This is a genomic window from Glycomyces lechevalierae, from assembly GCF_027622945.1.
GTDB classification, from domain to species: domain Bacteria; phylum Actinomycetota; class Actinomycetes; order Mycobacteriales; family Micromonosporaceae; genus Glycomyces; species Glycomyces rutgersensis.
This window is the reverse complement of the sequence record NZ_JAPZVQ010000004.1, coordinates 216,867-239,221: the sequence shown is the minus strand read 5'-3', so window position 1 is coordinate 239,221 and position 22,355 is coordinate 216,867. Positions and strand designations below refer to the sequence as shown.

The window sequence follows — 22,355 nt, the reverse complement described above, 5'->3', positions numbered from 1 at the left end:
TTGTACATCTAGAATGCGGTCAACCTTGGGCATCGGAGGCTTTCATGTTGCGCGCATTGCTTTCGGCTACTCGGTCTGCCAAACCTGACGACCCGTGGGACCTCGCCGGAAAAGTGGCGGAGCTCGAAGCGGCCCACCGCCAGAACTACGAGCAGCCCGACATGCTCCTCGTGCGCCGCGCCTACCGCATCGCCGAGCAGATGCACCGCGGCCAGGCCCGGCGCTCCGGCGAGCCCTACATCACCCACCCCATCGCGGTCTCCACGATCCTCGCCGACCTCGGCGTCGACACCGCCACCATCGCCGCGGGCCTCCTCCACGACACCGTCGAGGACACCAGCTACTCCCTCGAAGCCCTCCGCGGCGACTTCGGCGACGAGATCGCCGTGATGGTCGACGGCGTCACCAAGCTCGACAAGATCCACCTCGGGTCCGCCGCCGAGGCCGAGACGTTCCGCAAGCTCGTGCTCACCGCCGGCCGCGACATCCGCGTCATGGTCATCAAGCTCGCCGACCGCCTCCACAACATGCGGACCATCAAGTTCAAGAAGCGCCCCAGCCAGATCCGCATCGCCGAGGCCACCAAGGACGTCCTCATCCCCCTCGCCGACCGCCTCGGCCTGTACGTCATCAAGCGCGAACTCGAGGACATCGTCCTCGAGACCCTCGAGCCCGAGGTCTTCCAGCGCATCCACGAGCACCTCGGCTCGGACAGCGACCGCAACCGCCAGGTCGCCGTCATCGCCCCCCAGGTCCGCCGCGCCCTGCGCGAGTTCAAAGTGGCCGCGCGCCTCCTCGACCGGCCCCGGCACCCGTACTCGATCTACCGCGAGATGCAGAAGCATCCAGGCACCGGCCCGGCCGACCCGCCGCGCCTCGTCATCGTCGTCGACGGCCCCGCCACCGACTGCTACGCGGCGCTCGGCGCGATCCACAAGCTCTGGAAGCCCATCGGCGGCAAGTTCCGGGACCTCATCGCCGCCAAGAAGTTCAACCTGTACCAGTCGATCCACACCGCGGTCGCCGGACCCGGCGGCACCCCGATCGAGTTCCTCATCCGCACCAAGGAGATGCACGAGACCGCCGAGGTCGGCATCGTCGCGGGCCTGCGCCAGTCCGGCGCCAACCCCGTCGACATCCAGCTCCCCTGGCTGCAGCGGCTCCTCGACTGGCAGAACGAGGTCGCCGACTCCGGCCAGTTCCTCGACTCCCTCCGCTGCGACCTCGCCGACCAGGACATCCTCGTCTTCACCCGCGACGGCGCGCAGATCGTCGTCCCCAAGGCCTCCACCCCCGTCGACGTCGCCTACTGCTCCGGCCCCTCCAAGGGCCACCGCCTCATCGCCGCCTACGTCAACGGCGAGATCGCCCCGCTCGCCCGCCCCCTGCGCGACGGCGACACCGTCGAACTCGTCCTCACCAACGAGCAGCCCTACGGCCCCTCGAAGCAGTGGCTCGAGCACGCCAAGACCCCGGAGGCGCAGCTCCACATCAACGACTGGTTCGGCGCCATCGAGGACCTCGACTCCACCGGCGAGCTCCCCGTCATCCCGATGCAGCGCTTCGAGGACGAACTGAAAGCCGGAAAGAACCGCCTGTGGCGGTCGCTGATCGCCCGCGGGCGCGGACTCTCAGGGGAACAACCACTCCACGGTGTGGCGTCCTCTCTGGGCTTCCCGGACCTCGATTCGCTCTACCTCGCGCTCGCCCGCGAGAAGCTCGACCCGGACGAGCTCGCCGAGAAGCTCATCACCACCGTCGACCGCTTCTGAACCCAGTCGAAGCGAGAGCGGGGCCGCACCTTCCGGTGCGGCCCCGCTCTCCTTGTCTCGCTTAGTGCTTGCCCGACTCGATCTCGTCGCGCCGCTCGGCGCGGCCGTCCTCGGACGGCTCCTCGATCGACTTGAAGAAGCCCTTGTCGGCGGGCGGCAGCGCGCCGATGCGGTTCATCTTCTTCGGCACCACCCAGCCGTTGTACTCCAGCTCGGTGTGGCCGTGCTCGTCCGGCTCGGCCAGCGGCTGGTGCACCTCGTAGAAGCGGCCGTTCGGGTCGCGCATCAGGATGCCCGTCTCCAGGCCGTGCGCCAGGACCTCGCGGTCGTGCTGCTGCAGGCCCAGGCAGATCCGGTACGTCACGTAGTACGCGATGATCGGCAGGACCACCAGGCCGATGCGGCCGGCCCAGGTCATGGCGTTCAGGCTGATGTCGAACTTCTCGGCGAACACGTCGTTGCCGCCGGAGATCACGCCGATGATCCAGAAGACCACGACCATGACGCCCAGGCTGGTGCGGCCGGCGTTGTCACGCGGGCGCTGCAGCAGGTTGTGGTGGCCGCGGTCCTTGGCGAACCGCCGCTCCAGCGCCGGGTACAGCAGCGGCAGCATGACGGAGAGGCCCATGCCCACGATGCCCGGCCAGAACACCGGCGGCAGCGTGAAGTACGGCGGGAAGCGCAGCTCCCACGCGGGGAACAGGCGGATCAGGCCGTCGAGGTACATGACGTAGAAGTCGGGCTGCGAAGCCGACGACACGACCGAGACCTCGTACGGGCCGAAGAGCCAGATCGGGTTGATCTGGAACAGGCCCGCCATCGCGCCGAGGACGCCCCAGATGAACAGCATGAAGCCGATCTGCTTCATGACGTAGTTCGGGAACATCCGGAAGCCGACCACGTTGTGCTCGGTGCGGCCCGGTCCGGGCCACTGCGTGTGCTTCTGGGCGAACACGAGACCGATGTGGACCGTGATGAGCGCCAGGATGAGCAGCGGGAACACGAACACGTGGATGATGTAGAGCATCGAGATCACGCTCGTGCCCGGGAACTGGCCGCCGAACAGCGCGGCCGAGGCCCAGGGACCGATGAACGGGATCGACTCGGTCATGCCCTCCATGATGCGCAGGCCCGTGCCCGAGAGGCCGTCGTCCGGCAGCGAGTAGCCGAAGAAGCCCTCGAAGAAGCCGAGCCAGAACAGCACGATGCCGATCATCCAGTTCGTCTCACGCGGCGCGCGGAACGCGCCGGTGAAGAAGATCCGGAGCATGTGGATCAGGATCGAGGCCATGAACAGCAGCGTCGACCAGTGGTGCATCTGGCGCATGAACAGGCCGCCGCGCACCTCGAACGAGAGGTCCAGGGCCGAGGCGTAGGCCTGCGACATCTCGACGCCCTGCAGCGGCACGTACACGCCCTTGTAGGTCACCTCGACCATCGACGGCTCGAAGAACAGCGCCAGGAACGTGCCCGAGAGCAGCAGCAGGATGAACGAGAACAGCGCGATCTCGCCCAGGAGGAAGGACCAGTGGTCCGGGAAGACCTTGTTGAACAGGATCCGGGCGGGGAGCGCGAGCTTGAAGCGGTCGTCGAGCTCGCCGCCCGCCTTCGTCACCAGGCTGTCACTCGTGCCTTTGCGGCGTTTCACTTCTCATCCTCCTCGGGGAGGGACGGGCGGTTCCAGAACGCCGGCCCCGGGGGCACCAGGAAGTCCGACTTCGCGATGAAGAAGCCCTCTTCGTCGACGGTGAACGGCAGCATCGGCAGGTGCCGGGTGGCCGGTCCGAAGACGGGAGCGGCGTTGTCCACCACGTTGAACTGGGACTGGTGGCACGGGCACAGCAGGCGCTGGCTCTGCTGCTCGTAGAGGCTGGTCGGGCAGCCGACGTGGGTGCAGATCTTCGAGTAGGCCACGAAGTTGCCCCACAGGGCGTCGACGTCCTGGTACATCGGGTACAGGTTGCCGCGCAGGACCTCCGCGTCGGCGTCCCGCAGGTGGATGAGCAGGACCGGCGAGGTCGGGAACTGGTTGGTCGCACCGTGGTCGATGGCCGGGTAGACGGTGATCTGACCGCCGACCGAGACCATGTCCGGGCGGACCAGCGCGCCGTCCTTCATCATGAAGCGGATCGGCTCGCCGTCGTTGTGGCGCTCGGCGTTCCAGCCCGTGACGGTGAGCATGTCGCCCGGGTCCTTGATGAGCGCGCCCAGCGGGGCGATCGCGGCCAGGCCGAGCGGCGCGGCGCCCAGGAGGGCGGCCTTCACCAGGAACGGCCGGCGCTTGAGGCCGATGTCCTCGACCATGTTGTCGACGGTCGCCTCGGCGATCTTGCGGTCGTCCGCGGTGGAGCCGCCGTCGTGGCGGTCCTGGACCAGCTCCTCGATCGGGAGCAGCTTCTTCGCCCAGGTGAGCACGCCCACGGCGAAGCACAGGAGCGCGAGGCCGAGCGAGGTGCCGAGCACCGGCGTGTACCAGGTCTGGAGGTCGCGCCAGGTGGCGGGGCCGTCGTACTCCCACGGCCACCAGATGTACGCCACCACGAACGCGGTCGCGAAGAGGCCGGCGAACAGGAACAGCCCGCCGACGATGCGCTCCATGCGCTTCTCGGCCTTCGTCCCCGGCTTCTTGAAACGCGGTTCGTAATGGATGATCTCGATGTCGTCGCGACGCAGGCCCTCTTTGTAGACCTCGAAGCGGCTGAGCTTCGGGTTGCTCAGGTCCACCGGTTCGGGCGGGTTGCTGTCGTTGTGGGCACTCACGATTTACCTGCAATCCAGAGCGTGGTCAGCAGGAGCGCGGTCATGCCGACCAGGAAGATGGCCAGTCCTTCGGTGGCCGGTCCGAAACGGCCGAGAGTGAACACCCCGCCCGGGTCCTTGTCGTCGTTCACCAGGTACTGGACGTAGGCGATGAGCTCGGCCTTCTGCTCGGGGGTGAGCTCGTTGTCGGCGAACACCGGCATGTTCTGCGGGCCGGTGAGCATCGCCTGGTAGATCTCGTCGTTGCTGACGCCCTCCAGGGACGGCGCGTGCGCGCCCGAGGAGAGGGCGCCGCCGCCGCCGGCGTAGCCGTGGCAGGAGGAGCAGTTGACGCGGTAGAGCTCGCCGCCCGCGGCCACGTCGGCGTCCTCGACCATCGCGTCGAGGTCGTCGGGGGTCTCGGCGCCGCCGCCGAGGTACTCGATGTACGCCCCGAGCCACTCGGCCTCTTCTTCGGTGAAGACCGGGTAGTTCGTGCTGGGGGCCTGCGCGCCCTGAGCGGCCATCGGCATGCGGCCGGTGTTCACCTGGAACTCGACGGCGGCGGAGCCGACGCCGATCAGGCTCGGTCCGCGCCCTTCGACGCCTTCGCCGTTATCGCCGTGGCAGGAGATGCAGCTCGTGTCGTAGAGCTCCTGGCCCTTGACGGCCTCGGAGTCGATCGCGTTGGACTCGGCCTCCTGGGCGTACAGGCTCGGGGAGAACGCCGAGTAGAGCCCTCCGACGATGACCAGTGCGCCGGTGAACCTGGCCAGCGCGCCGAGGCGCTTGCGCCAGCCTCGCCGGCGTTTCGCTGATGCAGCCACGGTTGTTGCCTCACCTTTATCTAGCTCTCGGACCGGAGCGGGCCCTGTGCGGTCCCAGTCCGGCCGGCGGCCGCCTCCGGGCGGCGGCCGTCGCATTTCTCGGATGCGGCTCCGGCGCGGACGCCGGGGCCTGACTTGCTTTGGGTCGGTTCGACGGTGGTGTCGCCACTGCGGACCGGCCGAGGTGTTTCAGTACTGGGCCATCGGAAGGAAGTAGATCACGGCGAAGAGCGCGATCCAGACGACGTCGACGAAGTGCCAGTAGTAGGACACCACGATGGACGCGGTGGCCTGGGCCGGGGTGAAGCGCCCCATCGTCGTCCGGATGAGGTAGACGATGAAGGCGATGAGGCCACCGGTCACGTGAAGGCCGTGGAACCCGGTGGTCAGGAAGAACATCGTCCAGTAGCCGTTGTCCGAGATCGGGTGGCCCTCGTCGACGATGAGGTGCCGGTACTCGTTCACCTGTCCGAGGACGAACACCAGGCCCATGACGAACGTGACCGCGAACCAGAGTCGCAGCTTGTACACGTCGCCCCGCTCAGCGGCGAAGACGCCCAGCTGGCAGGTGATCGAGGAAGCCACGAGGATCACGGTGAACACGAGCGCGTACGGGATCTTCAAGGCCTCGTACCCGGCCTCGTACATCTCGGGCGCGGCGGCCTGGATGGAGAAGTACATCGCGAACAGGCCCGCAAAGAACATCAGTTCGCTGCTCAACCACACGATGGTGCCGACACTGACGACGTTGGGCCGCGTCAGTGAGTGGATACGGCTGGGGTCGATAGTTGCTTCGGCGGCAGTCACGCGCACATTATTACGGCCCGGCGGGCTCAAGCTGCGCATGGGGTGTGTTTTTCGCGCGTGTCGCACGGCGGTAGGCTCCCAGGCTTCTCACATCGTGTGCCCAGGTCATTCCATGTTCGGCCAATGTGGGCACTCGGTTCGGCGGAAACGACCGCGCCGCTCTTCCCATTTCAGTGTGGCCGGTTTAATATGCGAAGCGTGACTACCTCAACGTCTGAGTACGCGGTCCTGCTGTACAGCCATCGACCCGCGGTCATCGAGCAGATGCGCTCGGCGATCGGCGAGGAGCCGGTGGAGGGGGTGAAGATCGAGTACGCCGTCGCGGGCGAGTACGACGAGGCGGTGGCCCTGATCGACAAGTACGCCGTGGACCTGGTGCTGCTCGACGGCGAGGCGCAGCCCGCCGGCGGCCTGGGGATCGCCCGGCAGTTGCGGGACGAGTTCGACGAGCCGCCGCTGCTGGCGGTCGTCGTGGCGCGGGCCGCGGACCGGTGGCTGGCGGCGTGGTCGCGGGCGGACGCGGTGCTCATGCACCCCCTTAACCCCGTGACAACCGGGCAGACGGTAGTAGACTTGCTGGTCAGCCGCGCACAAGGCGTGGCGCCGGCGCAGCGCGCCGCCTGACCTCCCCCTTTTCAGGAGTCCTTATGTCTAGTCCCACCTGGCCTGACGTCCTCGGGCGCCTTTCGAACGGCGACCACCTCGACGAGGCCAGCGCGGACTGGGCCATGGCCGAGATCATGGCGGGGAACGCCGATCCGGCGCAGCTCGCGGCGTTCGCGGTGCTCCTGCGCTCAAAGGGTGAGACGCCTGAGGAGATCGGTGCGATCGCGGGCCGCATGCTGGCCGAGACGACGCGCCTGGACCTCTCCGACCTGGGCGTCGCGGTGGACATCGTGGGCACCGGGGGCGACGGCTCGAACTCGGTGAACATCTCGACGATGGCGGCGATCGTGGTCGCGGCGACGGGTGTGCCGGTCATCAAGCACGGCAACCGCTCGGCGTCGTCGAACGTGGGTTCGGCCGATCTGCTCGAGGCGCTGGGCGTCGACCTGGAGGCCACGGCCGAGCGGGTCGAGGCGTCGGTGCGCGAGGTCGGGATCGGGTTCGCGTTCGCGCGGACGTTCCACCCGGGGATGCGGCACGCCGGTCCGGTGCGCGCGGCGCTGGGCATCCCGACGGTGTTCAACCTGCTGGGGCCGCTGACGAACCCGGGCCAGCCGGCGGCGGGCCTGATCGGCTGCGCGGACCCGGTGAAGGCGCCGCTCATGGCGCAGGTGTTCGCGGCGCGGGGCGCTTCGGTGTTCGTGGTCCGCGGCAACGACGGCCTGGACGAGATCTCGACCTCCGACACGACCTCGGAGTGGATCGCCTCGGGCGGGCGGGTCTCGCAGGGGTTCATCGACATCACCGAGTGGGGCCTGGAGCGGGCGGGCGCGGAGGCGCTGCGCGGCGGCGACATCGTGTTCAACACGGCGGTCGCGCGCGAGGTGTTCGCGGGCGGGAACCGGCCGGTGCGGGACGCGGTCCTCATCAACGCGGCGGCGGCCCTGGCGTCGCGGCAGGGGCTGATCGACGGCGTCGACCTGCACGACGTGAAGACCCGCAAGGGCCTCATCGAGTCGAACCTCGAGTTGGCGGCCAAGGCCATCGACGAGGGCAAGGCGACTGAGCTCGTCGAGCGCTGGGCGGCGTTCAGCAAGGCCTAGGGCGAACGGGTCACCGCTGAAGACGTGAAACCAGACGGGCCCGAATCGTCATAGGCACTGGATGGTTGTATATCCAGAGGTCCCCCGGGTGTACATATCGCATATGTCGGTCAAATACGAAACGTCAAGGGCGGGAAGCGCATTGCGCCTCCCGCCCTTTCGCGTACTCGCCTAGGTGTACTTCTTGAGTTCGTGCTCGGACGCGAGCGAGCTCGGCTTCGATTGCGGCAGTTCGGTTCTGATGAGGATGCTGCCGCATTCCTCGCAGCGAAGCACCTCGTCGATCGGGGCGGCCTTGATCGGGACCATGTCGCCCGGGGACTTCTCGACCCGGCAGGAGCCGCAGCGGCGGCCGACGAGTTCGGCGGCGGCGACGGGCTGCTTGGCGTGGATGCGCTCGTAGAGCTCCACGAGCCGGTCGGGGATGTTGATGACGAGCGCTTCGCGGGTGGAGCTCGCGTCGGCGGTCTCGGCGTCGATCTCGCCGACCTGGCGGCCGCGGTCGGCCTCGGCGTCGGCGAGGACCTGGCGGGACTCCTCGACCTGGCGGCGGACCTCGTTGAGCTCGGTCTCGAGGGCCTCACGGCGCTCCATGAGCTCGATCTCGTCGTCCTCGAGCGTGCCCTGGCGGCGGGCGAGGGACTCGAGTTCGCTCTGCAGCCCCTCGAGTTCCTTCGCGGTCGCGGCGCCGGAGGCCATGCGGGCGCGGTCGGATTCGGCTCGCTTGGTGACGAGCTCGACCTCGCGTTCGACGCGTTCGATGTCGCGGTCGAGGTCGGCGAGGTCGCCGGTCAGGTTCGCGGCCTTGTCGGCGAGGGCGCGCTGGCGCTGCACGGCCGTGGCGTAGACCGGGTCGGCGTCGAGTTTCTTGCGGCGCTGGCCCAGCTGGGTGAGCTGGGTGTCGACCGCCTGGAGTTCGAGCAGTCGGCGCTGATCGAAAAGGTCGGCTTTCAACCTAGTTCACCCCGGTTTTCTGATGGATGGTCCACGGATCGGTGTCGAGGTCGGAGACGAGGACGTCGTCGACCAGACGGGACAGTTGCTCGGCAACGATATCGAGCCACGGTCGCTCGGTGGCCCAGTGGGCGGCGTCGATGAGTGCCGGGCCGCTCCGGGCCACGTGTTCGCTGGCCGGATGGTGGCGCAGATCGGCCGTCAGGTAGGCGTTCGCGCCGGCCGCCGCGGCGTCGGCGAGGTACGAGTCGCCCGCGCCGCCGCAGACGGCGACGGTGCTGATCTGCCGCTCGGGGTCGCCGGCGGCGCGGACGCCGCCGACGGTGGGCGGGAGGGCCTTCGCGGCGCGTTCGAGGAGCGCGGCGAGGGTGAGCGGGGCGGGGAGGCGGCCGATGCGGCCGATGCCGCGCCCGGAGCCGTGGTGCTCGGGATCGCTCAGGGGCCGCAGGGGCCTGAGGTCGACGAGGCCGAGCCGGTCGGCGAGGGCGTCGGAGACGCCGGGATTGGCGACGTCGGCGTTGGTGTGGGCGACGTAGAGGCCCATGCCGGACTCGATGAGGGTGTGGACGAGGTCGCCCTTGTAGTCGGCGGCGGGGTCGAGGCTGGAGACGCCGCGCAGGAGGAGGGGGTGGTGGGCGACGATGAGGTCGCAGTCGTGCTCGATGGCCTCGATGACGGTGGCCGGCACGACGTCGACGACGCAGAGGATCTTGCGCACGGAGTTGCCGCCGCGGCCGCAGACGAGCCCGACCCGGTCCCATTCCTCGGCCCAGCGGCGCGGGTACAGGCCGTCGAGTGCCGCGGTGATCTCGCTGAGCGTGCGCATGCTTGGAAGTTTAGGGCCTGGCAGGTGGATCCGGGGGTGGCGGTATCCGAGTCCATTTGGTCGCTCCCTCTGCCGATTTACGGCTCGCAACCGTCGCCGAGGCCGCGGAAGGTCCTCCCGTTGTATCTGGAGGGCCGACAACGAAGCGAGCGGGAAATGGGCCGGATAGCGACCGCTCGGATCCACCTGCCAGGCTCTAAGGCGGTGTCCGGAGCTCGAGCAGCGTGGCTCCGGACACCGCTGAACGCACCTTGCCGGTGCAGCCGATGGGCGGCTAGTTCAGAGCACCCACTTCTTCGGCGAGGCGGCGCAGTTCTTGGCCGGGCTCGCCCTTGGTGCGGTGCAGGATCTGGTCGATGAGTTCGATCGCGACCGGGCGGCAGCGCACCTCGGCCGGGGCGTGGCGGTCGGCCGTGACGAGGTGGCGGCTCGCCCGTTCCATGTCCCCCACCTGGACGCACGCCCGCGTCATGTCGAGGTGGTGGTGAGCGCGCCGCTCGGCCACGAGGTCCGCCAGCGCGGCGGGCGGGATGCGTTCGTGGACGGCGAGGGCGTCGCCGCCTTCGCCGAGTTCGACGAACGCGGCGGCGCGGTGGAGCATGACGTTGGTCGGTCCGAAGGACGTGTAGTAGTAGTTGGCGTCGCGGCCGAGGATGTTGGCGGCGCGGGAGGCGCTGTCGAGCAGGTCGTCGCTGGTGGTGCTGTCACCGGCCAGTGCGGCGGCCATGGCGCCTTGGAGAAGCAGGGCGCCGTAGACGCTGATCTGCGCGGGCGTGGAGTTCTCGCCGCCGGTCTCGGAGATGAGGCCGTGGGCGACTTGGACGTTGAGGTCGAGGGCGGCCTGGTGTCGCCCGAGTGCCCTGAGCGCGTTGGCGACCCGGGTCGTGGCGATGCCGGCGAGGAGCGGGTCGTTGCCGCGGTTGGCGGCGGAGATGGCGCGGTCGGCGGCGAGCCAGGCGAGCTGGGCCTCACCGAGTTTGCGCAGGACCGTGGAGGCGATCTGGTAGACCTGCGTCATGAGTTCGGCGGCGTCGGCGCTGCTGCCGCCGACGGGCCGGTCCTCGGCGACGGGGGTGTCGCGCAGGAGCTGGATGAGGGAGCGGGCGACGACCGGGTAGTGGCCTTTCTCGAAGGCGAGCCAGCAGTAGTTGACGGATCCGCGGAGTTCGGGGATCGGGGTGGATTCGAGCGGGGCGGCTTCGAGGAAGCGGCCGAGGCGTTCGTAGCGTTCGAGGGATTGGCGGATGGATTCGACCTCGACCTGGTCGAGGCAGCCGCCGAGCCCTGGGCGGCGTTTGGGTTCGCGGCCGAGCAGCTGCCCGGCGTCGATGCTGAGGGCTTCGGCGAGTTCGGTGATGACCGAGTACTTGTCGAGGCGGCGGACGCCGCGTTCGATCTTGTCGACCCAGCTCTTGGACTTGCCGATGCGGTCGGCGAAGACCTGCTGGGACATGCCGCGGCGTTGTCGCCAGTAGGCGACCCGCCGCCCCATAGGTTGCGTTTCGGACTCCATGTCAGACCCCACCGTCTATATAGGAGTTGGTTGCGGATGTCGGGACGTGCGTTTCATGTGCGGCCGCGGCGGCCGTTCCTCCGGCCGTGAGTCGCGGCCGCCGGGTCGGGACTCCAGGCGCTTGTCAGCAGTGCCCGGTGGTCTCGACCCGCACGAGGCCCGATGCCGCCGAGGGAGTGCCCTTTGCGGACATCGGGTGTGTCGCCTTTGGCGCCCGACACTATGTGTTTACCGTCTTTTCCCTTCGCGCACAACGGCCGCGAACTGCCAATGTCACCCTGTGCTCGATACCGCTTACAGTCTTGCTCGCCGATGACGGCAGGTAGCCGGTTATCTGCGGGTATGCCGGGTTTCGGTCGCCCGAACGCGGGAAATCTGCACATGCAACGTGTCGATTCAAGGGCCTGACTCGTTGTGTCAGATATGAGACACAACCGAGTCATCGCGCGCCGCGTACATCGGCGCGCCTTCCGCAGGGCCTTCCTGACGGCCGCCATCGCCACCGCGGCGGCGGCCGTCCTCGGCTTCGCGATCGCCTTCTCGCCGCTCGCCGGGTGGGTGACGATGGGCCTCGCGGCGGCGGTGGCCGTGACCCTCTGGGTGGAGTCGCGCAGCGGCCGCGCCGCCGGCGACCCGCCGGTCACCCGCGTCTACTTCTTAGGGCAGCAAGGTAACAACTGAAGGCGTGTCCGCGGTCCGGCCTCCCGCGCCGCGGGCCCCTTCAGCGGCAGGCTTTTCAGGGGGCCGGGGAAAGGACTGCGGCGGCCGCTCCACCAGGCGGTCGCCGCGCCTCCTTCTGAAACGGTTGCGGCATCGGGGTTCTGCGACAACGGGTCTTGAGACATCGGGGTTCTAAGACATCGGGGTTCTGGGGCTCAGTTGAGTCGGACCACCAGGCACTTGCCGCCCTGGTACACGCCGCCGTCGACGTTGAGGACGAGGCCGTCGCAGTAGCGGCGGGCCTGCGTGACCTGGCTCGGCTCCAGTTCGGTCGTGTCAGGGATGGTCGAGTGGCCGTGCACCAGCTCCTCGCCGCCGAAGGCGCGGAGCATCCCGCGCACCCGCATCGGCCCGTCGGGGCCCATGAACTCGTGGCGGCGCGTCAGCTCCCGGAAGAGCTGCCACCACTCCTCGGGCTCATCTCCGGCCATGATCTTGCGGACCGCCGAGTTGACGGCCTCCTCGCTGCGGCCGTACCCGAGGTACGACTCGGTGTCGGCGTGCACGAGGAGGACCTTGTCGGCGACGTGGAGCACGCGCCGGGTCTCGAGCCACCTCACCTCGTCGTCGGTGAGGTCGCCGAGCTCGTCTTCGAAGCCGCCGTTGAGGACCCACCAGTGGAGGAACTGGCGGTCCTGGCCGTCCACGTCCGTGAAGGCCACGTCGCCGAAGCGGCGCGAGCCGAGCAGCAGCACCTCGTGGTTGCCGATGAGCGTGTCCACATGGCCGCCCTCGGCGGCCGCCTGCCCGGCGAGCCGGCGCAGCAGCCGCACCACGGCCACGCCCTCCTCGCCGCGGTCGAACAGGTCGCCGAGGATCCACAAGCGAGCTGGGCCGCCGGTCCATTTGGCGTCCTCGTCCACCAGTCCCCGCCCTCGCAGCGACTCGACGAGCGCGTCGTAGTGGCCGTGGATGTCGCTGGCCACGAACAGCGGACTGGATTCAGACATGGGCTCGATATTAATCCGGCCCGCCGCCGTTCGGTGAAGTTGTGGGCCGCTCCATTTCGCCGGCTCCGCCGCACCCCGTATCGCACTTGCCGGACGGCAAGTGCCCGGAATAGGATTCGGCCACCGCCACTGTTCGGCACTACCGTCGGCGGCACCGCCGGCGCGCCCGCCTTGGGCCGCCGTGCGCCGCCGCCGGTCCACCGCAGCGAGGAGCCTTCGTGACCGAGAACCCGTTCCTGTCCCCCTCTGACCTCCCCTACCAGCTCCCGCCGTTCGCGGCGGTCGAGACCGGGCACTACCTGCCCGCGTTCGAGGCCGGCATGGCCGAGCAGCTGCAGGCCGTCGAGGCCATCGCCGCGGACCCGGCCGAGCCGACGTTCGAGAACACCGTGGTGGCCCTGGAGCGGTCCGGGCTCGGCACGCTCAAGCGCGTGAGCCTCGTGTTCTTCAACAAGCTCTCCTCGGACACCGACGACGACCTGAACGCGATCGAGTCCGAGATCAGCCCCAGGCTCGCCGCGCACGCGGACAAGATCCTCCTCAACGCGGCCCTGTACGAGCGCATCGAGGCCGTCTGGGAGCAGCGCGAGAAGCTGGAGCTGGACGAGCAGGACGAGCGGCTCCTCGAGCGGTACCGGACCGAGTTCGTGCGCGGCGGCGCCGCGCTCGACGAGGACGGGAAGGCGCGGCTCTCGGCGATCAACACCGAGCTGGCGGAGCTCGCCTCCAAGTTCAACCAGCAGATCCTCGCGGACATCAACGACGCGGCCGTGCACGTCACCGACCGCGCCGAGCTCGACGGCCTCGGCGAGGACCAGATCGGGGCCGCCGCGGCCGCCGCCAAGGAGCGCGGCCTCGACGGCTGGCTCATCACGCAGTCGAACTTCTCGCGCCACCCGCTCCTCGAAGACCTGAAGGACCGCGGCCTGCGCGAGCGCCTGTACAAGGCCACCATCGGGCGCGGGGCCGGGAACGCCGAGACGCTGCTGCGCATGGTGCGCCTGCGCGCCGAGAAGGCGCAGCTGCTCGGCTACGAGCACTTCGCCGCGTACATCGCCGCCGACCAGACCGCCGGGAACGCCGGCATCATCGCCGAGCGCCTGGCCGGCCTCGCCGAGGCCTCGGTGCGCAACGCCCGCCGCGAAGCCGCCGAGCTGCAGGCCGTCATCGACGCCGACGGCGGCGGCTTCGCACTGGCCGCCTGGGACTGGTCGTACTACGCCAAGCAGGTGCGCCAGGCCAAGTACGGCTTCGACGCCGAAGCGCTCAAGCCCTACCTCGAACTCGACCGCGTGCTCGTCGACGGCGTCTTCTACGCCGCCGAACAGGAGTTCGGCCTCACCTTCGAAGAGCGCAAGGACCTCGCCGGGTACCACCCCGAGGCGCGCGTCTGGGAGGTCTTCGACGGCCGAGAGCCCTTGGGCCTGTTCGTGGGCGACTTCTTCACCCGCGACTCGAAGAAGGGCGGCGCGTGGATGAACCCGCTCGTCGTCCAGTCCGACCTCACCGGCGACAAGCCCGTGGTCGTCAACAACCTCAACATCGTCAAGCCCTCCGAGGGGCAGCCGGCGCTGGTCACCGTGGACAACGTGACGACCCTCTTCCACGAGTTCGGGCACGCCCTCCACGGCCTGCTCTCGGCCTGCCGCTACCCGAAGACCTCGATGACCTCGACCCCGCGCGACTTCGTCGAGTACCCGTCGCAGGTCAACGAGATGTGGGAGGACTGGCCCGAGGTCACCGCGAACTACATGCGGCACTTCGAGACCGGCGAGGCCGCCCCGGCCGGGCTGATCGCGCAGTGGAAGGCCGCCGGGAAGTTCGGCGAGGGCTTCGCCTCCACCGAGTACCTGGGCGCGGCCCTGCTCGATCAGGCCTGGCACCGCCTCACCCCCGAGGAGGTCCCGGACGGCGGCGACGACGCGTTCGCGGCCGTGGAGGCCTTCGAGCGCAAGGCCCTCGAGGACGCCGGGATCTACATGCCCGAGATCGCCCCGCGCTACCGCTCGGGCTACTTCGCGCACATCTCGATCGGCTACGCCGCCGGGTACTACTCCTACATCTGGTCGGAGATCCTGGACGCCGACACGGTCGAGTGGTTCAAGGAGCATGGCGGCCTCACCCGCGAGAACGGCGACCACTTCCGCGCCACCCTGCTCAGCAAGGGCGGCTCGATCGACCCCATGGAGTCCTTCCGCCGCTTCCGCGGACGCGACGCCGAGATCGACCCGCTGCTGGAACGGCGCGGCTTGAAGTAGGCCGAATGCGTTGAGGGCCCGGAGCGTTCGCTCCGGGCCCTCTTCGCATATCCGACGTAAGCGAAATGTCCGCGCTGGGGACCCCCCCAGTTTCAACATTACGCAAGGGGTCCGACGCGCAGCGTTCGCGAGGAGCTCTCACTCCCCTACAGCGCCAAGGACTTCTCCCAAGGCGACGGCACCGGGAAGTACGACTCCAGGAAGCGCCGCATCAGGTCCGAGCGCTCGTCCGCCAGGTCCTCGGGCAGGCCGGCGTCGTTGATGCAGAACGTGTCCCGGTCGCGCCGCTCCAGCAGCAGCTCCAGCCGCTCGTGCACGTCCGGCATACCGAGCTCCACATACGCGTCCTGGGCCTCGCCGAGCACCGCGCGGCCGGTGAAGAACGCGTAGTAGTGCTGCAGGGTCACCGTCGAGACGTCCGTGACGTTCCGGAACGCGCTCTGGGCCGTGCGCGCCAGGTCCTCGGCGAACTCCTTCTCGACCTCGGCGAGCACGCTGCGCTGCAACGGGTACGGCACGTGCTTCATCATCCGCGAGATGGTCCGCCCGAAGGCCCGCTCGAGCAGCGCCCGGTCGTTCTTGAAGGCCGCGTTCGGCGGCGAGTCGGCCGTGCTGACCGGGTCCATCCCGATGAACGTCTGCGCCGGGAAGAACCGCGCGATCCCGCTGGGCTCGAAGAACAAACGCGGATCGACCGGCTTGCCGACGAACATGTCGTCGTTGAAGTACAGGAAGTGCTCGGACAACCCCTCGATGCGGTGGAGCTGCGTCTCGATCGCGTGGGAGTTGAACGTGGGCAGGCAGTCCGGGTCGTCGAACAGGTCCCGGTGGTCGACCACGGTGATCCCCGGGGCGTCCGCGTCGAGCCAGTGCGGGCGCTGCCGGTCGGTCACCAAGTAGACATGCCGCACCCACGGCGCGTTCAAGTGCAAGGAGCGCAACGAGAACCGCAGCTCCTCGCGGTCGTGGAAGCGGGCCGCGTTCGCCGACTCCGCGTGGTACGGCGACTGGTCGGCCTCGGCACGGCGGCGCAGCCACGAGTGGTCGGCGCCGTCCACCCACGTGTAGACCACGTCGATCGGGAAGTCCACCAGGTCGAGCCCGGGCCGCGAGAACTCCGGCCGGGTCGCCACGCGCGGCAGCCCCGCGCGCGGACCGGCCGCCAGCGCCGTGAAGAGGCGCCCGGGGGCGGTGACCCGGGCGCCGTCGTCGCGGACGACGGGACTGATGCGGTTGTGCCTGGGCGCCAAGAGGTGCCCGTCGCCGGTCGGGTTCCAGAACTCGACGTCGCAGCCGTAGTCGGCGCCGAAGAGGAGTTCGCGGGCGGCGTCGGTCCAGAGCCAGGAGGCGCGGACCATCGGCACGTCGCCCATGTCGGCGCGGCGGGCCCACTGGGGGCGGTTGAGGCCGAGCTCGGACTCGCGGAACGCGGGTTCGGGCGTGGCGAGGCGCCCGCCGGTGGAGTCGCAGAGCATGGCGAGGGCGGTGAGGACGCGCTGGCGGTCGGCGGCGCTGACGGCGAGCACGGGCCGGGTGAGGCTGAAGCCGGGCACGGCGAAGGAGTCGACGCCGGCGGCGGTGAGGATCGCGGTGATGATCTCGAGGTTGCGGCGCCAGACTTCGAGCGGCGTGGGTTCGGCGAGCGTGTAGGCCGGGCGGATCTCGCCCTCGTGGAGGAGGTGCGCGGCGGTGAGGTCGGAGAAGTAGCCGTAGGGCTCGGTGACCTCGGTGCGGGCCTTGGGAGGTTCCATCGGCCGGGGCTCGGTGAGTTCCACCGCTTCATGCAGTGGGGGCAAGCATTCGGCCGCTCGGGTTGCGATGCGACGGTCATTGTCTGCGAACAATCGACACCTCCTGACACTCACGGCTTTCGCCGTTCCGGGGTGGACCGGGACTGGGACCGGCAGGATTCAGGCAAGTCGTCACTGACCACGCCTGAACGTCACGTGGCCGGACATTGACACTGCTACCAACAGTAGGCCACAGGTCGGTGACAGCATCGTGTCAGATTCGCGTCGTAGACGTCAACCGCAACGGGCGCCGCTCGCGGCGGCGCCCGTTCACAGATTGAGTTCCCTACTCCCCCAAGGGGATTCGCGCGATGTGCTCCCAGGTGTAGGTGGAGGCGTCGGCGGATTGGATGACTCGGACGAGATCCACTCCACTGACCGTGATCTCCGTCCTACCGGGGCGGACGTCGCGGAGCTTGTTCTGGATGGCGCCGCGGCGCGGGTGGGCGTCGGCGTCGGCCGAGCGGTAGGAGAGGGAGACGTGGCCCGGTCCACCGCAGGGGCGGCCGTAGTCGCCTTCGACGATCTCGTTGACGGCGTCCACGCAGGCGTTCACGAGCTGCCGGAACGAGGTGTCGGGGAAGGTGTCGAGCATGATCGCGCCGGTCGCGGCGAGCGCGGGGCCGATGGTGAGCGGGAAGGCCTTGACCTGGGCGGTCTTCTCGCGGAGTCGGTGGATGAGCTTCTCGCGGGTCGCGTCGTCGATCGAAGCGGCGTCGCATTCGACGGAGGCGACGGTGGCGTGGAGCCATTCGAGCGGGACGTGCCGGTCGCCAGCGGCCCGGTCGATGACCTCGCGGTAGGACTCCGCGACGGCCTTGACCTGGTCGAGGTCCGTCAGGTACACGTGGAGTTTGGTCCACCCCTCGGGCCAGCGCTGCCCCGAGTTCGGGGCCTTGGGTCCGGTAGCGGGTGCAGATGTGTTCACTGCTGCATCAAGCCTTAGCGTGATTCATGGGTGACGGGCGCCCGGGCGGGCGCCGTCGTCGGTCGTTCCACCGGTCGGCCTTGGTGGCACTGGTCGTTGGAATCACCGTCTGGGGAGTCTACCCAGGAGGAGCCACGCCCAAAAGCCGGTTGTCCGGCGCGTCACGTCGGGGAGTCGGAACCGGGGCGCGCAGGTGCACGACGCGGTCGACGACGCCCTCGGGCAGCGGCCGGTGGGTGATCACGATGGTGGTCTTGCCTTCGAGCGCGGCGGCGGCCGTGCGGAGGACGCGTTCGGCGGTGGCGGCGTCGAGGTGCGCGTCGGGTTCGTCGAGGACGAGGACCTCGCGGTCGGCGAGGAGGCAGCGGGCGAGGGCGATGCGGCCGCGTTCGCCGCCGGAGACGGCGCGGCCGTGCTCGCCGAGGCGGGTCTCGAGGCCTTCGGGGAGGGCTTCGAGCCAGTCGCGGAGGCCGGCCCAGCGCAGGGCCCGGGCGAGGTCGTCGTCCGCGGCGCCGGGCCGGGCGAGCCGCAGGTTCTCGGCGAGGGTCGTGTCGAAGACGTGGGCGTCCTGGGAGCAGAGGCCGACGGTGCGGCGGATGTCGTCGCCGTCGTACTCGGCGAGTTCGACGCCGCCGAAGCGGAGGCTCCCCTCGTAGGGCAGGAAGCCCATGAGGGCGGCGGCGAGCGTGGACTTGCCGGAGCCGGACGGGCCCATGACGGCGACGCGCTCGCCGGGCTGGACGGTGAGGTCGAATCCGTGCAGCGCAGGGGTCTCGGCGCCGGGCCAGGTGACGGAGAGCCGTTTGATCTCGATGAACGGCGGCCCGCCGAGCGGGTTGGGCTCGAACTCCATGGGCTCCACGGGGTCCGGGCGCGGCTCTTCGGCCTGGGTGATCTCGAGGAGGCGGCGGCCGCAGGCCTTGGCGACGGCGGTCTGCTGCGCGGCGGCGGGCAGGGCGAGCACGGGTTCGAACGCGGCGAGCGGGACGAGCGCGATCACGGCGAGCAGGACCCCGTCGAGGGTCCCGGCGGCGACGGCCGGGATGCCGGCCCCGAGCGCGCCGGTGACGGCGACGGCGAGGGCGAGGAGCCCGGCGGCCTCGCCGAGTCCGGCGGTCCAGGCGATGCGGGCGTGGGCGCGGCGGAGCCGGTCGTCGCCTTCCAGGACCCGTTCGAGCGCTTTGGCGTCGGTGCCGGCGGCGACGAGTTCTTCGCGGCCGTGCAGGCAGGCGCGGACGCCTTCGGTGAGGTCGCCGCGCGCGGACGCGGTGGCGCGCACCGCGTACCGGGACGACCAGGTCGCCAGAGCCGGGCCGACGAGCGCGGCCGCGAGCAGGCAGGCGCCGAGGATGACCCCGGCGGCGGGCAGGAGCGTCGCCTGCAGGGCGGTGGCGCAGACGGAGACGATGACGGCGGAGGCGAGCGGCAGCGCGCCGCGCAGCCACCGGTCCCCCACGCCGTCCACGTCGTCGATGAGGCGGGCCTGGAGGTCGCCTGAGCGCCACACGGGGACGCCGGCGGGCGCGAGCCGCACGAGCTTGCGCCACACGGCGATCCGGAGGCGCTCGAGGCCGCGGAAGGCCGCGTCGTGCGAGACGAGCCGTTCGAGGTAGCGGAGGACGCCGCGGCTGATCCCGAAGAGCCGCACTGAGGTGATCGCGACCATCAGGTACAGGATCGGCGGCTGCTCCCAGGCGCGCGAGATGAGGTACCCGGAGACCGCCAGCAGCGCCAGGGCGCTCAGCTGGGCGAGGGCGCCGAGGGTCGCGCCGAGGCCGAGCCTCAGGGCGATCGTGTTGCGGAGCTGCGCCATGGGACGGCCCATCACCAGTCCACCTCTCTGTCGGCGATCGCGCGCACCGCGGCGCGGTGCGAGGCGATCAGGACGGTCCGCTGGTCGCGGTAGGGCGCGAACGAGTCGAGGACGGCCTGCTCGGTGTCGCCGTCGAGGTGCGCGGTCGGCTCGTCGAGCAGGAGCACCGGCGGGTCGAGCAGGTCGACGCGGAGCAGGAAGCGCGCCAGACCGACGCGGGCGGCCTCACCGGCGGAGAGGCCCGAGCCGTCGGCGGCGACGGTGCGGGTCGCGGCGGGCGCGTGCGCGGCCGCGATCGCCTTGGCCACCGCGGGATCCGAAGCGCCGTCGGGGACGGCGAGGCGGACGTTCTCGGCGACCGTGCCGTCGACGAGGACGGGCCGCTGCGGGAGCCACGCGATCGAGCGGCGCACGGCGGCGAGGTCGAGGTCGTCGAGTTCGGTGTCGTCGAACGCGATCGAGCCGGAGACGGGCCGCCGGAAGCCGACGAGGGCCGCCATGAGCGTCGACTTCCCGGCCCCGGAGCGGGCGGTGAGCACGGTGGTCTGCCCGGCCGGGACCGTCAGGCTCAGCTCGGGGAGCGGCTGGCGGCCCGGGTAGGCGAACACGGTGCGGCGGAACATGATCGTGGGCGCGCGGCCGAGCGGCGTGCGCATCACGCGGGCCGCGGTGATCGCGGCGGCGTTCGGGTTCGAGGGCTCCCCCGGGGCCGGGGCGGCTTGGCGGTCCTCGGCGTCCTCGGGGGTCTCGGCGAGGATCGCGAAGACCCGCTCGGCGGCGGCCAGGCCCTCGGCGCTGGCGTGGTAGTGCGCGCCCGCGTTGCGCAGCGGCAGGTACGCCTCGGGGGCGAGGATGAGGACGAGCAGCGCGGTCTGGAGCCCGGCCTCGCCGGACATGCCGCCACCGCTGTTGTGAGGACTGACGAGGTCGACCCCGACGGTGACCGCGACGACCGCCACGGACAGGCTCGCGGCGAGTTCGAGCACGAGCGCCGAGCAGAACGCGACCCGCAGCAGCGACATCGAGCGGCGCCGGTACGCGCCCGTGGTGACCTCGATGGCCCCCACCTGCTTCGACGCGCGCCCGAAGGCCTTCAGGGTCGGGAGCCCGGCCACGAGGTCCGCGAAGTGGTGCGCGAGATGGGAGGTGGACTCCCATTGGCGTTCGGCGCGGGTGCGCGTGTAGAGGCCGATGAGGACGCCGAACAGCGGGATCAGCGGCAGCGTGACCAGCACGATGAGTGCGGCGGGCGGGTAGGCGACGAGCATGACCACGAGGACGCCGACGGGCACGACCACCGCGAGGACGAGCTGCGGCAGGTACCGCGCGAAGTAGTCGTCCAGCGCGTCGATCCCGCGGACCAGCAGCGCCGCGGTCTCACCGGTGTGGCGCTTCCCGGAAGGGAGGCGCATGAGCTGTTCGAGGGCTTGGCGGCGCAGCCCGGACTTGACGCCCGCGCTCGCGCGGTGCGCGGCCGCCTCCTGCACGGACGCGAGGAGCGCCCTGGCGGCGAGCACGCCCGCGAGCGCCATCAGCTGCGGCGCCAGCGAATCGAGGCCGCGGCCGCCGGCGAACGCGCCTGCGATGAGGCTCGCGGTGAGCCACGCCCCGGCGACCACACAGGCGGTGCGGACGATCCCGAGCCCGGCGCACACGCCGATGAAGACGGACGCGCCGCGGGCGCGGTGGAGCAGGCGGCGGTCGAGGCCGCTCTTGGACGGTTGCGGAGCGAGCTGCGTCATGCGACAGGGATCCGTTCTACGACGACACGCTTGCGGAAGACCCAGTAGGTCCAGCCCTGGTACAGCAGGATCACCGGCAGGAACACCACCGCGGCCCAGGTCATGATCCCGAGGGTCTTCTCGGTGGCGGCCGCGTTCTCGTGCGTGAGGCTGTTCGCGGCGTCCGGCGTGGACGGCAGCACGTCCGGCCACAGCGCGCAGAACAGCGAGGTGGAGGCCAGCGCGATCGTCAAGGCGGTCGCGGCGAACGCCCACCCGCTCCGGCCGGTGTAGTCCAGCGCGAGGCCCGCGACGAGCGCGAGCACCGCGAGGATGATGAGCACCAGGGAAGCCCCGTTCCCGTACGCGGCCTGCGTCCAGATCAGGAACGCCAGCGCGGGCACGGCCGTGGCCGCGCCGAGCCTGATGCCGATCGCGCGGGCCCGCTCGGCGAGGTCGCCGGTGGTGCGCAGGTGCAGGAAGTACGCGCCGTGGGTCGCGAAGAGCAGCAGCGTGGTCAGGCCGCCGAGCAGCGCGTACCCGTTGAGCAGGCCCCAGATCGAACCCGTGTAGTCGAAGTTCGCGTCGAGCGGCACGCCGCGCACGAGGTTCGCGACCACGACGCCCCAGAAGAACGCCGGGAGCGCCGAACCGGCGACGATGCAGATATCCCAGTTCCGCCGCCACCGGTCGGTGTCGCCCTTGCCGCGGTACTCGAACGCGACGCCGCGCACGATGAGCCCCACGAGGATCGCGAAGAGCAGCAGGTAGAACCCGGAGAACAGGCTCGCGTACCAGTGCGGGAAGGCCGCGAACATGGCCCCGCCGGCGGTGATGATCCAGACCTCGTTGCCGTCCCACAGCGGCCCGATCGTGTTGATCATGGCGCGCCGCTCGCGGTCCTCGCGGCCCAGCACCGGCAGCAGGATGCCCACCCCGAAGTCGAAGCCCTCCAGGATGAAGTACCCGGTGAACAGGACCGCGATGGCTATGAACCAGATCGTCGTCAGTTCCATGCAGTGTCGTCC

General features: G+C 70.0%; 18 protein-coding genes. 5 read left to right on the top strand and 13 right to left on the bottom strand.

The window, feature by feature from the left end; all coding sequences use genetic code 11:
* Positions 1–44: 44 nt before the first annotated feature.
* Positions 45–1,772, top strand: coding sequence for a RelA/SpoT family protein (locus O2L01_RS09945; protein ID WP_270121765.1), 1,728 nt, complete (start codon positions 45–47; stop codon positions 1,770–1,772).
* A gap of 61 nt (positions 1,773–1,833) precedes the next feature.
* Here the strand turns inward: O2L01_RS09945 and qcrB are convergent, their stop codons facing one another.
* From qcrB to ctaE, 4 genes are all read right to left on the bottom strand, one after another.
* A complete protein-coding gene (gene qcrB / locus O2L01_RS09940; protein ID WP_270121764.1) occupies positions 1,834–3,420 on the bottom strand; it encodes a cytochrome bc1 complex cytochrome b subunit in 1,587 nt (528 codons plus the stop codon).
* Positions 3,417–4,532, bottom strand: coding sequence for a cytochrome bc1 complex Rieske iron-sulfur subunit (gene qcrA, locus O2L01_RS09935; RefSeq protein ID WP_270121763.1), 1,116 nt, complete (start codon positions 4,530–4,532; stop codon positions 3,417–3,419). Before qcrA ends, qcrB begins: the two co-directional genes overlap by 4 nt.
* Positions 4,529–5,338, bottom strand: coding sequence for a cytochrome bc1 complex diheme cytochrome c subunit (gene qcrC / locus O2L01_RS09930; RefSeq protein WP_270121762.1), 810 nt, complete (start codon positions 5,336–5,338; stop codon positions 4,529–4,531). The genes qcrA and qcrC overlap by 4 nt, the downstream gene beginning before the upstream one ends.
* 189 nt (positions 5,339–5,527) lie before the next feature.
* Positions 5,528–6,145 carry an aa3-type cytochrome oxidase subunit III gene (ctaE, locus tag O2L01_RS09925; RefSeq protein WP_270121761.1) on the bottom strand — a complete coding sequence of 206 codons (618 nt, stop codon included), beginning with the start codon at positions 6,143–6,145 and terminating at the stop codon, positions 5,528–5,530.
* A 264-nt stretch (positions 6,146–6,409) separates the two neighbouring features.
* On the opposite strand from ctaE, the gene O2L01_RS09920 reads away from it, so the two are divergent.
* Complete coding sequence (locus O2L01_RS09920) at positions 6,410–6,769, top strand: hypothetical protein (RefSeq protein WP_344469107.1); 360 nt, start codon at positions 6,410–6,412, stop codon at positions 6,767–6,769.
* 23 nt (positions 6,770–6,792) lie between these two features.
* On the top strand, positions 6,793–7,854 hold the full coding sequence (gene trpD, locus O2L01_RS09915) for an anthranilate phosphoribosyltransferase (RefSeq protein ID WP_270121759.1): 1,062 nt from the start codon (positions 6,793–6,795) through the stop codon (positions 7,852–7,854).
* A 171-nt stretch (positions 7,855–8,025) separates the two neighbouring features.
* Here trpD and O2L01_RS09910 read toward each other — a convergent pair whose 3' ends face one another.
* The 3 genes from O2L01_RS09910 to O2L01_RS09900 form a co-directional block, all read right to left on the bottom strand.
* Positions 8,026–8,808: a zinc ribbon domain-containing protein gene (locus O2L01_RS09910; RefSeq protein WP_270121758.1), complete on the bottom strand. Its 783-nt coding sequence runs from the start codon at positions 8,806–8,808 to the stop codon at positions 8,026–8,028.
* 1 nt (position 8,809) lies between these two features.
* Positions 8,810–9,634, bottom strand: a complete 825-nt coding sequence (locus tag O2L01_RS09905) for a Nif3-like dinuclear metal center hexameric protein (RefSeq protein WP_270121757.1) — start codon at positions 9,632–9,634, stop codon at positions 8,810–8,812.
* 274 nt (positions 9,635–9,908) lie between these two features.
* Positions 9,909–11,147, bottom strand: a complete 1,239-nt coding sequence (locus O2L01_RS09900) for a helix-turn-helix domain-containing protein (RefSeq protein ID WP_270121756.1) — start codon at positions 11,145–11,147, stop codon at positions 9,909–9,911.
* Positions 11,148–11,570: 423 nt separating this feature from the next.
* Here O2L01_RS09900 and O2L01_RS09895 point away from each other — a divergent pair, with 423 nt between their 5' ends.
* On the top strand, positions 11,571–11,828 hold the full coding sequence (locus O2L01_RS09895; RefSeq protein WP_270121755.1) for a hypothetical protein: 258 nt from the start codon (positions 11,571–11,573) through the stop codon (positions 11,826–11,828).
* 194 nt (positions 11,829–12,022) lie between these two features.
* Here the strand turns inward: O2L01_RS09895 and O2L01_RS09890 are convergent, their stop codons facing one another.
* The gene (locus O2L01_RS09890; protein ID WP_270121754.1) at positions 12,023–12,817 is read right to left on the bottom strand and encodes a metallophosphoesterase; all 795 of its coding nucleotides are present in this window, start codon (positions 12,815–12,817) and stop codon (positions 12,023–12,025) included.
* A gap of 218 nt (positions 12,818–13,035) precedes the next feature.
* Between O2L01_RS09890 and O2L01_RS09885 the strand changes: the two genes are divergently transcribed.
* Positions 13,036–15,075: a M3 family metallopeptidase gene (locus tag O2L01_RS09885; protein ID WP_270121753.1), complete on the top strand. Its 2,040-nt coding sequence runs from the start codon at positions 13,036–13,038 to the stop codon at positions 15,073–15,075.
* 146 nt (positions 15,076–15,221) lie between these two features.
* On the opposite strand, the gene O2L01_RS09880 is transcribed toward O2L01_RS09885, so the two are convergent.
* From O2L01_RS09880 to cydB, 5 genes are all read right to left on the bottom strand, one after another.
* A complete protein-coding gene (locus O2L01_RS09880) occupies positions 15,222–16,826 on the bottom strand; it encodes a stealth family protein (protein ID WP_270121752.1) in 1,605 nt (534 codons plus the stop codon).
* A gap of 325 nt (positions 16,827–17,151) precedes the next feature.
* Positions 17,152–17,793: a 2'-5' RNA ligase family protein gene (locus O2L01_RS09875; RefSeq protein ID WP_270121751.1), complete on the bottom strand. Its 642-nt coding sequence runs from the start codon at positions 17,791–17,793 to the stop codon at positions 17,152–17,154.
* Positions 17,794–17,911: 118 nt separating this feature from the next.
* Entirely contained in the window at positions 17,912–19,618 is a 1,707-nt protein-coding gene (gene cydC, locus O2L01_RS09870; protein WP_270121750.1) for a thiol reductant ABC exporter subunit CydC, read from the bottom strand.
* Entirely contained in the window at positions 19,618–21,348 is a 1,731-nt protein-coding gene (cydD, locus tag O2L01_RS09865) for a thiol reductant ABC exporter subunit CydD (RefSeq protein ID WP_270121749.1), read from the bottom strand. Before cydD ends, cydC begins: the two co-directional genes overlap by 1 nt.
* On the bottom strand, positions 21,345–22,343 hold the full coding sequence (cydB, locus tag O2L01_RS09860) for a cytochrome d ubiquinol oxidase subunit II (RefSeq protein ID WP_270121748.1): 999 nt from the start codon (positions 22,341–22,343) through the stop codon (positions 21,345–21,347). The genes cydD and cydB overlap by 4 nt, the downstream gene beginning before the upstream one ends.
* Positions 22,344–22,355: the final 12 nt, after the last annotated feature.